The organism is Salmonella sp. 3C, assembly GCF_025426275.1.
Classification (GTDB): domain Bacteria; phylum Pseudomonadota; class Gammaproteobacteria; order Enterobacterales; family Enterobacteriaceae; genus Salmonella; species Salmonella enterica.
On the sequence record NZ_CP104858.1, the window covers coordinates 4248724 to 4263187 of the forward strand.

Annotated in this window: 15 protein-coding genes and 1 pseudogene; 9 read left to right on the forward strand and 7 right to left on the reverse strand. The window is 49.6% G+C overall.

Annotation, left to right across the window (positions count from 1 at the left end; translation table 11 throughout):
• Positions 1–47: 47 nt before the first annotated feature.
• Positions 48–839, reverse strand: a complete 792-nt coding sequence (locus N7E69_RS20495; protein ID WP_000388417.1) for a FadR/GntR family transcriptional regulator — start codon at positions 837–839, stop codon at positions 48–50.
• 45 nt (positions 840–884) lie between these two features.
• Positions 885–1976, reverse strand: coding sequence for a choloylglycine hydrolase family protein (locus N7E69_RS20500; RefSeq protein ID WP_000976494.1), 1092 nt, complete (start codon positions 1974–1976; stop codon positions 885–887).
• Positions 1977–2403: 427 nt separating this feature from the next.
• Between N7E69_RS20500 and N7E69_RS20505 the strand changes: the two genes are divergently transcribed.
• The 8 genes and pseudogenes from N7E69_RS20505 (at position 2404) to hypA (ending at position 7925) form a co-directional block, all read left to right on the forward strand.
• Positions 2404–3507, forward strand: coding sequence for a hydrogenase small subunit (locus N7E69_RS20505; protein WP_001194448.1), 1104 nt, complete (start codon positions 2404–2406; stop codon positions 3505–3507).
• 2 nt (positions 3508–3509) lie between these two features.
• Positions 3510–4235, forward strand: a pseudogene (locus N7E69_RS20510) (nickel-dependent hydrogenase large subunit); the annotation flags it as partial.
• A 67-nt stretch (positions 4236–4302) separates the two neighbouring features.
• A complete protein-coding gene (hybD, locus tag N7E69_RS20520) occupies positions 4303–4911 on the forward strand; it encodes a HyaD/HybD family hydrogenase maturation endopeptidase (protein ID WP_000852664.1) in 609 nt (202 codons plus the stop codon).
• The gene (gene hypC / locus N7E69_RS20525; RefSeq protein WP_000334904.1) at positions 4911–5210 is read left to right on the forward strand and encodes a HypC/HybG/HupF family hydrogenase formation chaperone; all 300 of its coding nucleotides are present in this window, start codon (positions 4911–4913) and stop codon (positions 5208–5210) included. Before hybD ends, hypC begins: the two co-directional genes overlap by 1 nt.
• The gene (locus N7E69_RS20530) at positions 5207–5617 is read left to right on the forward strand and encodes a hydrogenase (RefSeq protein WP_000155985.1); all 411 of its coding nucleotides are present in this window, start codon (positions 5207–5209) and stop codon (positions 5615–5617) included. Before hypC ends, N7E69_RS20530 begins: the two co-directional genes overlap by 4 nt.
• Before the next feature lie 17 nt (positions 5618–5634).
• Positions 5635–6696 carry a hydrogenase expression/formation C-terminal domain-containing protein gene (locus tag N7E69_RS20535; RefSeq protein ID WP_001109927.1) on the forward strand — a complete coding sequence of 354 codons (1062 nt, stop codon included), beginning with the start codon at positions 5635–5637 and terminating at the stop codon, positions 6694–6696.
• Positions 6684–7571 (forward strand): ATP/GTP-binding protein, encoded by an 888-nt coding sequence (locus N7E69_RS20540; protein ID WP_001189389.1) that lies wholly within the window; start codon positions 6684–6686, stop codon positions 7569–7571. The genes N7E69_RS20535 and N7E69_RS20540 overlap by 13 nt, the downstream gene beginning before the upstream one ends.
• Positions 7572–7583: 12 nt before the next feature.
• Positions 7584–7925 (forward strand): hydrogenase maturation nickel metallochaperone HypA, encoded by a 342-nt coding sequence (gene hypA, locus N7E69_RS20545; RefSeq protein ID WP_000544772.1) that lies wholly within the window; start codon positions 7584–7586, stop codon positions 7923–7925.
• A gap of 140 nt (positions 7926–8065) precedes the next feature.
• Here the strand turns inward: hypA and ompC are convergent, their stop codons facing one another.
• Positions 8066–9184, reverse strand: a complete 1119-nt coding sequence (gene ompC / locus N7E69_RS20550) for a porin OmpC (protein ID WP_000758335.1) — start codon at positions 9182–9184, stop codon at positions 8066–8068.
• Between the two features lie 716 nt (positions 9185–9900).
• Here ompC and N7E69_RS20555 point away from each other — a divergent pair.
• On the forward strand, positions 9901–10443 hold the full coding sequence (locus N7E69_RS20555; RefSeq protein ID WP_000513126.1) for a YybH family protein: 543 nt from the start codon (positions 9901–9903) through the stop codon (positions 10441–10443).
• 55 nt (positions 10444–10498) lie between these two features.
• Here N7E69_RS20555 and N7E69_RS20560 read toward each other — a convergent pair whose 3' ends face one another.
• The 4 genes from N7E69_RS20560 to sad all read right to left on the reverse strand — a co-directional run bounded on the left by N7E69_RS20560 (position 10499) and on the right by sad (position 14413).
• Positions 10499–11413, reverse strand: a complete 915-nt coding sequence (locus tag N7E69_RS20560; RefSeq protein ID WP_001675544.1) for a bestrophin family protein — start codon at positions 11411–11413, stop codon at positions 10499–10501.
• 253 nt (positions 11414–11666) lie between these two features.
• Positions 11667–12026, reverse strand: coding sequence for a DUF4186 domain-containing protein (locus N7E69_RS20565; protein WP_000992449.1), 360 nt, complete (start codon positions 12024–12026; stop codon positions 11667–11669).
• Positions 12026–12952 carry a glutaminase B gene (gene glsB, locus N7E69_RS20570; protein ID WP_000312239.1) on the reverse strand — a complete coding sequence of 309 codons (927 nt, stop codon included), beginning with the start codon at positions 12950–12952 and terminating at the stop codon, positions 12026–12028. Before glsB ends, N7E69_RS20565 begins: the two co-directional genes overlap by 1 nt.
• A 72-nt stretch (positions 12953–13024) precedes the next feature.
• On the reverse strand, positions 13025–14413 hold the full coding sequence (gene sad / locus N7E69_RS20575) for a succinate-semialdehyde dehydrogenase (protein WP_000178407.1): 1389 nt from the start codon (positions 14411–14413) through the stop codon (positions 13025–13027).
• Positions 14414–14464 lie beyond the last annotated feature (51 nt).

Genomic DNA, 14464 nt, shown 5'->3' on the forward strand with positions numbered 1-14464 from the left:
TTCTACCGCATGGCATATCCGCCATGCGGTGTTATTTACCGACAAACTTAGCCGCCGACAATCTTTCTCACATAGCGTAAATGTTCCAGCGATCCCTCATAAGCGCTGTCAGCATCAGACTGGCGCATTGCATCCACTATCGCTTTATGTTGTTTGTTGAGATTAAGTAAAACATTTCTGTCTCCAGACTGCTCATCAAGCCCGGCATAAGGGATATTAATCCGTTGTTCCCATAACATACGGGACATATCGAACAACACCCGGTTACGGCTAGCCTCAGAGATCGCAAGGTGAAACTCTTTATCCAGCGAGTAAAAGCCGTGGACGTTATTATCGTTAATGGCTTGATCCATACGATGATAAATCGCCTCTATTTGGTTGATGACGTCAACGTTATCGTTTTGTGCGGCTAAGCGCGCACAATGGCTATCAACCAGCTCGCGAGTAGAGAGAATTTCTTCGATGGTATAGTCGCTGGCAAGGTGTTTTTTATCTGAAACGATAACCCCATTACCGGACTGAATCACGATCCATCCGGAGATCTCCAGTACAATAAGGGCTTCTCGCAAGGAGGCGCGGCTCACGCCAAGCTGTTTTGCCAGTTCGCGTTCTGGCGGTAAAAAAGTTCCCGGGGGAAAAATATTATCATTGATCAGCTTAATGATGAGGTTGGCTATCTTCTGATAGAGCCTCTCCTGCCTGACCTCAGGTATAACCATGCGCCCTCCAATCCATATCCAGGGGATTTTGAATGGATTTAGCATACCATCCTGGCGCTGGTGATCGTGATAATTAATTACCGTGCATGATAAAGAGAAGCAACCGCCGGTAGCCTCCATTACCTTCGCCGAGACTACCGGGGAAACTAAACCGAGATGAGCTATTTATCCTTTGACGTTGATTTTCTCGAACACGGGCGCTGTCGCGTTCTTAAACTGAGAAAGAGACCAGGTTTTATAGTTGATATCATTGTAGCCGCGCACCATCATCTCACCGTGCGTTAAGTCAGACAGCGTTGTCCAGACCGTATATTCTGAGACCGGTTTGCGGGTAGCGTTGCCTTCCCCTTCACTCCCCATATAATCAACCGTAATATTTTTCGGACGATCGAAACGGCTCATAATATGTGCAAGCGTATTCATTGCGTCGTGGGCGGATGTCGCTTGCGGCGCATATGTGGTGTAATAAACGCCGCGTATAAAACGGGAAACCGACGTATCGGACGATGGCAAGTCTGCAATAGCAATCCCGCTATCAGGCTGCATCACTTTTATCCCGCCCAATGTGCCTGAAGAGCGGTCCACATTGGTTAATTGCGTATAATTATTCAGATTTGTCAGATGCCAGGGGAATGCGGGACCATTTGTCATCACGCGAGTGGGATTGTCATAGACATGGAATTTGCCATTTTCCACTTCAACGACAATGCTTCCTCCTTTCTTGTCGTAAAACGCGTAATGAAATGGCGATTTCAGATCGCCAAACCGATGCAGTTCCGGTGACCAGAATTTGCCCTCTTTTATTGCCTGTTTTACCTCGCCGACAGTAGCAAAACGGGCCAGCGCCCATTCTCCCAACGAGGTGACAGGAATTGCCTGTTTATATTCACTCGCGGGCAATGGCGGCAACTGCGCATTCATGATCATGTTTTCACTAAATGACAATCCCGCGCTATTCATGCCTTCAAGTATGTCTCTGCTATCGCCATCAGTAATGGTGGAAGTAATGGCCAGTATCGGATACTTCGCCTGATAGCTTATCCCCTGGCTGCCATCCGGCGTTTTTTTATCAAACTGTGTTCCCGCCGGGTAATACGTTAACCATGAGGGTAAATCCTGCATATATTCCAGCGTACGCCCATGAAAAATATCGCCTTGTTTATCCTGAATAGCAAGGGTTGTGCAGGCCTGTGCAGCCATGGCGTATGAAAACAGCGCCGGAGCGATAAATAAAATTGCTTTACTTTTTTTCATCATGCTCTCCTTGTTTGTAAAATGAATTGGATGAATATATTAAATTAAACCTATCAATGGTTATGCAGCACGTAATTAATTGTGATCTTATTTTACAAGCTAATAAATTTAACTGACGGGTTTAAAGGAGAGTTAAACACAGCGAACTAACATGAAACGCGTTATCCGTGTGACCATTTAAAAAAATCCCATCATGTTATAAATAAAAAACACGGTTTCTTATCAACATTAAGAGATATCTTCACAACGCTATATTTACTCCACATCACCAATAACATTAAATTAATTTATGTTTTTGAGTAATGTGAGTAGCACACATGTAATCAGTTGTTACGAATTAGAAACATAATTGCTACTAAAACACGTTGAGAAAGACAAGAAATGCAACATATGATGCCCACACTAACTATAGTGGTTTGGGATAAACGTTATGCAAACACAAGATACATTTTATCAAGTTATGCGTAGACACGGCGTGACAAGGCGTAGCTTCCTCAAGTTTTGCAGCCTTACCGCAACGTCTTTAGGCCTGAGCAGTTCGATGATTCCTCAGATAGCTTATGCCCTGGAGAATAAACCGCGTACGCCAGTGATATGGCTGCATGGTCTTGAATGTACCTGCTGTACCGAATCTTTCATTCGCTCTGCGCACCCGTTGGCAAAAGATGCCATTTTGTCGCTCATTTCCCTGGATTATGACGACACCATTATGGCCGCCGCAGGGCAACAAGCTGAGCAGGCGTTGGCGGATGTGATGCGTGAGTACAAAGGAAATTATATCGTTGCCGTGGAAGGTAACGCGCCGCTGAATGAAGATGGGATGTTTTGCATACTGGCTGGCGAGCCGTTCCTGGAGAAGTTAAAACGCGTCAGCGCGGATGCTAAAGCGATTATCGCCTGGGGGTCCTGCGCATCATGGGGCTGCGTGCAGGCAGCCCGTCCCAACCCAACTAAAGCCACGCCGGTTCACAAATTAATTACCGATAAACCCATTATTAAAGTGCCAGGCTGCCCGCCTATACCTGAAGTGATGTCCGCCGTTATCACCTATATGCTGGCATTTGATCGCATCCCTCCCCTTGATCGTCTTGGACGACCAAAAATGTTTTATGGCCAGCGAATTCATGACAAATGTTACCGACGCGCGCATTTCGATGCCGGTCAGTTTGTGGAAGCGTGGGATGACGAAGGCGCCAGAAAAGGGTATTGCCTGTACAAGATGGGCTGTAAAGGCCCGACCACCTATAACGCCTGTTCAACCGTTCGCTGGAATGATGGCGTGTCTTTTCCTATCCAGTCGGGTCATGGATGCCTCGGATGTTCGGAAGATGGATTCTGGGATTACGGTTCTTTTTACAGCCGGGCAACGGGCATTCCGCAAACCGGCATTGAAGCTACCGCCGATAAAATCGGACTGGGCGTTGCCGGCGTCGCGGGCGCTGCCGCCATCGCTCACGCCACGGTGAGCGCCATAAAACACGCCCGCAATAAAAACAACACGTCATCAGAAAACGCTCCGGAAGAGAAAAAATAATTATGGCATATCCTTATCAGACTCAGGGTTTTACGCTGGACAATAGCGGACGGCGAATTGTGGTCGATCCGGTTACTCGCATCGAAGGGCATATGCGTTGCGAAGTGAATATCGACAGTAATAATGTCATTACTAACGCCGTGTCGACCGGCACCATGTGGCGCGGCCTGGAGGTTATCCTGAAAGGTCGCGATCCGCGAGACGCCTGGGCATTTGTTGAACGCATTTGCGGCGTCTGCACCGGTACACACGCTCTGACCTCAATCCGTGCCGTAGAAAATGCGCTGGGAATCGCGATTCCGGACAACGCAAACTGTATCCGTAATATGATGCAGGCTACGCTACACGTTCACGATCACCTGGTGCATTTTTATCATCTGCACGCGCTGGACTGGGTTGATGTGGTTGCCGCCCTGAAAGCCGACCCGCATCAGACCTCCGCCATCGCGCAAAGCCTTTCCGCATGGCCGCTATCCTCGCCGGGATATTTCCGCGATTTGCAAAATCGACTGAAGCGGTTTATCGAGTCCGGTCAACTTGGCCCTTTCCGTAATGGCTACTGGGGACATCCGGCGATGAAACTTCCGCCGGAAGCCAATTTGCTGGCGGTCGCCCACTATCTTGAAGCGCTCGATTTTCAAAAAGAGATCGTAAAAATTCACACCGTTTTCGGTGGTAAAAACCCGCATCCTAACTGGCTGGTGGGCGGCGTTCCTTGCGCCATCAACCCATTATGAGCCGACAAAGCGTGATTTCCGTCATGATAAGCGGCTGGCGCTGGTTCAGGTGATAACAATGGCAGAAGTAACAATCTTAGGGCTTGGCAACCTGCTTTGGGCAGATGAAGGGTTCGGCGTCAGAGCGGCGGAAAAGCTGTTTGAACAGTATGCCGATAACGAGAAAGTTGACGTTGTTGATGGCGGTACGCAGGGGCTGGCGCTGCTGCCCTGGCTGCAACAGACCGAAAAACTGTTAATCATGGATGCTATCGATTTTGGTATGGCGCCAGGTTCGCTGGCGATGTTTCGTGATGAACAAGTTCCCGCCTATCTGACGGCGAAAAAACTCAGTTTACATCAGACCAGTTTTTCTGAAGTGCTGGCATTGCTGCAATTAACCGGCGGCCAGTTATCGGAGATTGTGCTGATTGGCGTGCAGCCGGAATGTCTGGATGACTATGGCGGGAGTCTTACGCCGCAGGTAAAGGCGCAACTGATGCCTGCGGTCTATCTCGCGCAGGAAGTGCTGGCGCAATGGGGTATCACCGCCTCTTCAGCGGCCTTGCCCACTGAAAGACTCAATCATTACAGCCTGTGTATGGAACGCTACGAAGATGAACGCCCAGATGCGCAAAGCGCTTGCCGGGTCGGCGATATTCGGGTGCTACAGAGAGAGAAATCATAATGTGTATCGGCGTTCCTGTGCAGGTTATTTCACCCGGTCAGTGGTTCGCCAAATGCCGCGACCGACACGGCGAGCTTATCGACGTTGATATTCGGCTTGTGGCTCCCCCCTTAGCAGGCGCATGGCTGCTGACATTTGGCGGCGCAGCACGACGAGAAATGGACGAAGCGGAAGCCGCTGAGGTACTGGCGGCGCTGGACTCACTGGAACAGGCCATGCTCACGCAAAGCGATCCGCTGACCGGTTTTGCCGATTTATTGTCTCGCACGCCTGAATTACCGGAGCATTTAAAAAAATGACTATCTCACCCCAAAATCCTGTTTGTCCACTGGCGGATAAAGGCTTTCTGGTTACCGATGCGCAAACGCTCCCGTCGTTGATTAATGCGCATCCGACTGTGCTGGTTTTGCTGCAAAGCGACCCCAACAAACATCCGGAAGTCGCCGACAGTTGGGTCATCATCCCGGAGATCCTCAAGCAATTTCCGGCGACGTCTTATACCGCGGCATTTGCGGATAGCGAACAGAGTGAACTGATCGCCCGGGAGTATCGCATTCTGAAATATCCGGCGCTGCTTTTCTTTCGCCAGCACCGTTTTGTCGGCAGTCTGGCGGGATTATATAGCTGGCAAGAATACTCTCAGCGGGTGGCCGCATTGCTGACCACACCGGGCTATCGTCAGGATATTCCCGTTATCACGCAATAGAATGAAAGGTAACACACGTGAATTATTCCAGAACTATTCCAGTCGTTAATATTGCCGGACCAGGCTCGCAGCCAGAAGAGGAAGACTTTAACTTTCTTCCTATCCCCGCCGGCATTAATCTCCCGCTGACGCCGGTTTTACCGGAACAGGCGCTGCCCGCTGAGCTCCGTGTTGCCAGACACATCCTGACTACGCTTATTCGCGATATGGATAACCCAGTGGCAACGCTCCCCTTTCCCCTGAGCTATAAGCTGAATGCCACTGAGCAACAGAATAGCGGTTTATTGGATCAACTGCTCGGCGAAGGTGAAATCTCCGCCCGGGTACTATTATCCGATGGAAAAGAACAGCGTATTCAGGAGACGGTTTTTACGGGCGTCTGGCGTGTGCGTGAATATAACGCTGACCAGCAACGGGTTGCCGATGAAATTATCATTGGCCCGATCCCAGAGAGCATCTGGCAGACGCATCCGCAGCCGCCGATTACGCCAGAATTGCCGCCACAACCGGCGGGATTGATGAATGGTGCCTTTATCGCGCATGAAATAGCCGAGCGCGTAAAACAGCCGGTAAAAGAGCCGCATATCATTAACTTAACGCTGTTGCCAGTAAACGATGCCGATCGCGAGTATCTGGATCATTTTTTAGGCGAAGGTTGTAGCGCTATTTTTTCACGCGGATATGGTAAATGCCGGATTGTAAGCACGCATTTTCCCGGCGTATGGCGGGTCAATTATTTCAATGATATGAACACATTACTGCAAGATATGATTGAGATAGCGGACATTCCTGATATCGCCGTTGCAGGCATCGATGATATCGAAGATGCCTACGCGGGGCTAAAAAATACGTTGGAATGGTTGAAAGAATACCCGGTTACAGAAAATGAGCCAGTGGTGCGCATGGAGTGCAAAGTATGTTGGTGGGTTTACGACCCTGCGCTGGGCGATGACGTATGGCAAATTCCACCCGGTGTGCCCTTCAGCCAGTTACCTGATTATTGGTGCTGTCCGGTTTGCGAAACCAGTAAGTCCGGGTTTATGGTGATCGATGAAGGTAATAGTTCGTGCAAAGATTGACCGTCTATTCTCACCCGCTACGGATTATCTGGCAGGAGGCGCCGATCGGTCGTTTGTTACAGGGCGCAACGCCGGTATACGCAAAAACGCTTATTTCACGTTTGTTTTCGTTGTGCGCTCAGGCGCACAGCGCGGCGGCGGCTTTACTGTTGTTTCCTGAAAAGAAGCCAGATATGCAGGCCGCACAACAAGAGCTGGCGCGAGAAACGCTCCGTCGCGCGTTGACAGACTGGCTCCCCCTGTTTAGCCACCGACAGGCAACCGCTGAAGAATGGGCGTTGTTACGTCGCGGAGAGTTATCCCCGCTGGCAAGCACAATCTTTTTTGACGATGATCCTCAGACCTGGCTTGCCGCTGGCGTAAAGGGCTGGGAAGCCTGGTTTTTGCAAGAGCGTTCTGAAACCGCCCGCTGGCTGGCGGCAGTACAGAATATCATTACACCTACACTACCGATGGCATCGTCCCCGGACCATACGTTAATAACCCATGGTCCCCTGGATGTCTCGCCTCTGGCTATCGAATATCCGCTGCTGTCAGCCTGTTGTCTTAGCGGTAAAACGACTGCGCTACGTCTGCTGGCCCGCTGCATTACGCTCGCCCGAAGTTTGAGCGCCCTTCCCACCCTGCGCTGGAATCGTTTTGATGATGGCGAATGGAAAATAGCGGTAGTGGAAACCGCGCGAGGATGGTTAGTTCATCAGGCCAGACTGACGACGTCAGGCAATATTCTTGATTACCGTATTATCTCGCCTACCACACGTCACGCCCAACCTGACGGCGTCATTGCTCGCGAACTGGCCACTATTCCACTCTCATTGTGGTCGCAACAGTTACAGGTAATTGATCCTTGTGTCGCCGTAAATATTGTTGAATGAAGGAGCTGGCCCATGCATGAATTAGCCCTGGCGCAAAATATTATCGAATTGCTGGAGGAACAGGCAGTAAATCACCAGTTCAGCAAGGTAAAGCAAGTCTGGCTGGAGATTGGCGTTATGGCCTGTGTTGAGGTGCCGGCGCTGCATTTTGGCCTGGACGTCGCCGCTCGTCATACCCTTGCTGACAATGCGCGTTTCCACATTACTATCGCACCGGCGCAAGGTTGGTGTCTGTCCTGTAATCAACCCTTCACCTCTCAAACATCCACACTCTGTTGTCCCTTTTGTCATTCAGGCAAAGTGCAGATAGATGACAGTAGCAGAATGCGCATTCGCGAGATCGAAGTCGAATAGTCAACGAATAGGCAATAAAAAAGGACGCCAGAAGCGTCCTGAAATAATAAAAGAATAAATTAACAATAATAAAGGTTAAGCAGTGACCCAGTTTTGGGAAAAGGAGGGTATCCCTAAACTGTCTTAATCAGCAAGTTTTATCAAAACTCGTAGACTAAGCCGAGCGCCACGGTGTTGTCTGTATTAGGATTCGATGGGTTGCCATCTTTTAGCAGATTGATTTTGTAGTCAACATACGCGGACATATTTTTATTGAAGTAGTAATAGGAACCCACATCAATATATTTCACAAGGTCGAACGAACCCAGTCCATCAACATCATTGGCTCTGGATTGCAGGAATGCCAGTGACGGGCGTAAGCCATTATCAAATTGATATTGCCCTACCATTTCCCAGTTATCGGTTTTATGTGCAAAGCCGCCCAATGTATCGCCCATATAGGTCATATCATAAGTACGGGTATAGTTTGCCGCCAGGTAAATATTATTGGCATCATACTTCACGCCGCCAGTCCAGGCTTCAGCGCGGTCGCCATTGTCGTATTTATCTTGCGTCATCTGATCAAGCGTGCGTTTGGAACTGGTATAGGCTGCCCCCAGGCTCACCCCCATGCCCAAATCATATGTCGCTGATGCCCCGAAACCATCGCCATTCTGGTACGCGATACTTTTTCTGGCATTATTACTTAAAGGATCGCCTTCTTTCGACAGGCCGTCATTTTTACCCTGATACTGCAACGCAATATTCAGACCATCAACCAGACCAAAGAAATCATTATTGCGATAAGTCAGAACGCCATTCGCGCGTCCGGTCATAAAATTATCGGAAGCTTCATACGAATCATTACCAAATTCAGGCAGTACGTCAGTCCATGAACCAATGTCGTATAACACGCCATAGTTACGACCATAATCAACAGACCCCATATCGGCAAATGCCAAACCAGCAAAACCGAGACGCGTCCAGCTTTGCGGGGAACCGCTGGAGTCACCATCTTCCGGACGATTGGCGTTGACCTGATACTCCCACTGTCCAAAACCGGTTAGTTGATCGGTAATTTGAGTCTCGCCTTTAATACCCATACGGATATAAGATTGATCGCCATCCGTACTATGATTACTGGAAAAATAATGCAGGCCGTCGACCTTGCCATACAAATCCAGTTTATTGCCATCCTTGTTATAGATTTCTGCTGCGTTGGCGGCTCCAGCCATCATTACGGCTGCGGCTACCGCAGATAACACCACTACTTTTTTCATTTTATATGCCTTATTTGTCTTATTTTTGGACTTTCCGCAAAACCTGCTCGCGGAACTGTCCAGGACAATATCACTAACAATTACCGTGCGTTAAGTTTCAAAGTGTAATATTAGCTTGCTATGTATTAGTGATGTTAAAATGCAAGTTAAGCATGACTACATCAATGATATGCCCTGTTTTCTGCTGTAATAACAAGGGGGTTACCAGTAGAGAACTGGCTTACGGTCGGGGATGCCAGGGCGAGAATGGCACTGAATACTCGGCTGACATTCGTTAAGACGGAATCATAATCAAGTCAGTTGAGGCCACAGTCCTTCTTATTTTTGTGTATAATTTGTTACGTTTACATTTATTTCTAAATTAGCGTTATGAAAATATCAGTACTACTGAAATAGCACTTCTTCGCTTCGTGTATTTTTACTATGGTTAATTATCACATAGCGCAAACGGTCATTTGCATATCACTATTCATAAGATTAACTATTTACCAGCGGTAATAAACATAAAAGTAAGTCAATGGACAACAACAATACTGAAACTCTAAATGTTGATATTTTGAGTCATGTCGTTACAAACAAATACGATATTCTTAATTGCACTACTCCCTTTTCGGGGTAGTTTTATAGAAGGATGTTTTTTATTGTTCGTGAGCCATGCTCCTTTAGTATAAAAGTGAACGTAACAGGAAAGATAAAGCGTCTCAAAAACAGACCATATGGGTATAACTATTATGCAAAAAACGTCACTATTGTTTTCGGCCGCCGCGATAACGTTAACTCTGATGGTGTCATCGGCATCAGCGGCAACGCCAACCGCCGCACAAAATGAAGCTACGTCGACCGTTAAACAAGAAATTACAGAAGGCATTAACCGTTACCTTTATTCAATAGATAAGGCAGACCCAACGTTAGGCAAGCAGCTCTTTTATGTTTCACCGGAAACCAGTTTTATTCATCCACGCGGTCACGAACGCGGATGGTCGCAGATCGCTGAAAATTTTTATGGCACCACTATGGGTAAAACTTTCAGTAAACGCACATTAAAACTGGACGCTCCCCCTGCTATTCATGTGTATGGCAATGCCGCCGTTGCAGAGTTCGACTGGCATTTTACCGCGGTACGCCGTGATAATGGGCAGACTCAACACACGACAGGCCGCGAAAGCCAGGTGTGGGCGAAGATACCAAACACAGGATGGCGAATCGTTCATGTCCACTACTCCGGTCCAGCCAAAACCGGCGTTGGAGAAGGCTATTAAGCTTTGCTCTTCAGGTTATGGCGCAGATGAACATTCTGCGCCTGTTAAGACAAACTCAGGTCAGTTGATAGCGCTTATCCGGTATCCGTTTTTCCGGAATATCCCTTTCATCATTCATTTGCAGTAAATCGATTTCTATCGCATTGCATATCGCATCCAGCGGTAAATCATTATTTTCAGTACCGAACGGATCTTCCAACTCTTCCGCTAACGCATCCAACGCGATAAACGTATAAGAAATAAGCACCGAAATAAACGGCGTCATATAGTGCAGATCAACCACCAGTGCAAATGGCAACATAATGCAGAAAAGATAAACCGTACGATGCAAAATTAACGTATAGGCAAAAGGCACCGGCGTGTTGGCGATGCGTTCACAGCCGGCCAACACTGACGACATATCATTTAAACGGTTGTTGAGGCTATGAAATAAAATATCGGAAAGCTTTCCGCTGCGGCGGCGAATCGCCAGCCACTCTCCCATCAGCAATAAGATACGGTTAGCAGGGGAATGGGAAGCGACAACTTTCTGTAACGCCTCCTGGTCAAGATAGTTGCCCAGAACTTGCGTTTGAGGCTGTCGACGCAATGTCATACGCAAACAGTGGGCAAAAGCGATTTGTAACCGAACAAAATCCTCGATACCGCGTTCATCAGGCAAGGTTGTTTTCACCTCACGCAGTATTGAGCGTGAAGCGATCATCAACTGCCCCCACAAATGTCGCGCTTCGACGTAACGCGCATAACAGGCATTATTGCGAAACCCCAGAAAAATGGCGATAGCGACGCCCAGTATGCTAAACGGCGCAAGGGTAAACTTAATACCCAGCATTGTGTACCAGGGCAGCATGATAATAACGGCGATAGAAAGAAGAAAGTTAAGGAGCAGTCGTGAAAAGATTTTAGATAACACGGAACCATGCCAGACAAATATCAGGCGAATCCAGTGCTGTTGTGGTCTAACGATCATGATTATCTTCAGCAGGTAAAAAAGCACTGTCATTAAACGTGATCCAGATCAAGGTTGCAAGCTTCTGGTGATACACGGATCCCCTGCCCTGTAGAACATTTTTTGCACAGTTCTGACAGGCATTGAAAAAAACAACCAAACGTATGTTGTAACTAAAAAGACACTTCAGCACATGAGATATATAACGGTCAACGGCTGCTATCAGTGGTATAGGGTGATTTATCGGGGAAAGCGTCAGCAACGACGCGCTGCTCTACCGCTGATTCATTTGTATGACCAGCCAGTAATGGATAACGCTGACAATATACTGTTGCTGCGCTTCGCTCAGCGGTTCTCCCTGAGGAATCTGGTGCCACTTCGCCAGGCACCCGCGACAGCAGGTTGCCGTCGCATGTTGCGCGATAAATACCGGATGGCCCCGCATCGGCGTTTGCTTACCATCATTCGCCGGGTGAGCTGGCGCCAGTCGCTGGGCGATAAAATCGGCGGCGTGTTTATCAATCACCTCCGCGCCTTTATCCCAGCAATATTGTCTTTCTTTTATCCCGAGACGAAAACGCGAACGAAATGTCGATCGCGCCAGGCGGGCAAAGAGCGGTTCAAGCGCATTCATCAGTATACCGAACGTCCTAACGTTTGTGTTAATTGTTCAAGCGCGGCGATACCTGCCAGAGAGTTTCCCGCAGGATCCAGCTCCGGACTCCAGACGGCAATCGCCATTTCATGCGGCACAATGGCGACAATACCACCGCCCACGCCGGATTTAGCGGGCAATCCTACCCGCCAGGCAAACTCTCCGGCATTCTGATACATCCCGCTGGTCGCCATTAGCGCATTAATTTGCCGGGCCTGCATGGGGGTCACTACCGGCTCGTCGAGATGAAACGCCTCGCCCTGATTCGCCAGAAAGACAAACGTCCTCGCCAGTTCCATGCAGCTCATTTTCAACGCACAGTAGTGGAAGTAATTTTGCAACACGGTAGGCACATCATGATGAAAATTACCGAATGATTTCATCAGCCAGGCAATAGCGGCGTTACGGGCGGAATGCTCAAATTCAGAGCGCGCGACCGTAGCGTCATACGTAATATCCGATACGCCGCAAAGCGCGCGCACAACTTCCAGCATCCGCTGACGCGGCGCGCTAAGCCGGCCTTGCAACATGTCGCATACCACCAGCGCGCCCGCATTAATAAATGGATTACGCGGGATGCCTTGTTCCATCTCTAACTGAACCAACGAATTGAACGGCGAGCCGGAAGGATCTTTTCCGACGCGCTGCCAGATCTCCTCTTCCGGATAATGACGCATCGTCACCACCAGACTGAGCACTTTCGAAATAGACTGAATAGAGAAGCGTTCGTGCGCATCGCCCGCCTGATAATGCTGCCCGTCCACGGTACAAATCGCTATCCCCAGCTTTGAACCCTCGACGGACGCTAATGCCGGAATATAGGCAGCGACTTTGCCCTGGCCAATGAGGGGGCGAACGCGCTGTAAAATCGTCTCTAAAATTGCATTATCCATGGCCCAGGCCACAACATGCTCCTTGCTCGCAGGTCTGAAAAGGCCTGCGAGTATAGCAGAGGGCGCCACGCGACGTCAGGGCAATTAGACGCGGTTCTTCCAGACGGTCTGCACATTACAAAATTCGTGTAAACCAAAGTGCGAAAGCTCGCGACCGAAGCCACTTTTCTTCACCCCGCCGAATGCCACACGCGCATCGCTGGCGCTGTACCCATTAATGAATACCCCGCCGCACTCAAGACGCGCCGCCATCTCCGCGGCCAGCGTATCGTCGGCGGTAAAGATCGTCGCCGACAGGCCAAACTCACTGTCATTCGCCAGCGCGAGGGCGTGCGCCGCATCTTTTGCGACGGTAATGGCGGCAACAGGCCCAAAAAGTTCCTGACGAAATGCAGTCATGTCAGGTGTAACATCCGCCAGAACGGTCGCGGCATAATAGTTGCCCTCCCCGGCGATTTTCTCCCCGCCCAACAGTAGCCGTGCGCCTTCGGCGACGGAAGCCTGCACCTGTTGATGGAGTTCATCACGCAAATCAAAGCGCGCCATCGGCCCCAGGTCATTCTCTTCAACCAGAGGATCACCTATCTTTAATGCTGCGGCAGCCGCCACAAAACGATCGGTAAACGCCTGCGCAATGCCCTCTTCGACAATAAAACGTTTGGCGGCGGCGCAGACTTGTCCGGTGTTTTGATAGCGTCCTGCAACCGCAGCTTTTACCGCCAGCTCGAGATCGGCATCATTGAGTACAATAAACGGATCCGAGCCCCCCAGTTCCAGTACGCACTTTTTCAGCGCCGCCCCAGCCTGAGCGCCAATCGCCGCGCCGGCGCGCACGCTACCGGTCACCGTCACCGCCGCGATTCGCGGATCGTTAATCATCTGACTCACGCCCTCATTATTGGCGTTCACCCATCCATAGACGCCAGCGGGAGTACCGGCTTCCGTCAAGATTCGGGCTATCATCTGCGCGCAACCCGTGACATTGGGCGCATGTTTTAACAAGTAGCTATTCCCCGCCAACAGTATCGGCACTGCCCCGCGTAACACCTGCCATAAAGGAAAATTCCACGGCATTATCGCCAGAATGACGCCCAGCGGACGGTATTCAATCACCGCCTGCTGATTTTCTACCAGCGTAGGCTCAGGATTCAGCATTGCCGGGCCATGTTCCGCATACCAGTCGCATAACGCGGCGGATTTCGTCACTTCCGCACGCGCCTGCTTTATGGGTTTACCCATTTCACGCGTAATACATTGCGCCATCTCTTCTGCATGAGCGCGAAGCGCCTGACCAATATCGCGTAATGTTTGCGCCCGTTGCGCTACTGATGTCATTTTCCACTTTTTGAAACCGCTCGCCGCCAGACTCAGCGCATGTTCAATCTCTTGCGCGTTAGCCCAGGGCATTGCCGCCAGCGTCTGGCCGGTCGCAGGATTAACGGATAACGCCTGTGTTGCAGTCATCATGGTCATGTTCTTTCTCTCGTTATCAGGGGAGTTGTACCATCATGACGCCCTTTACCA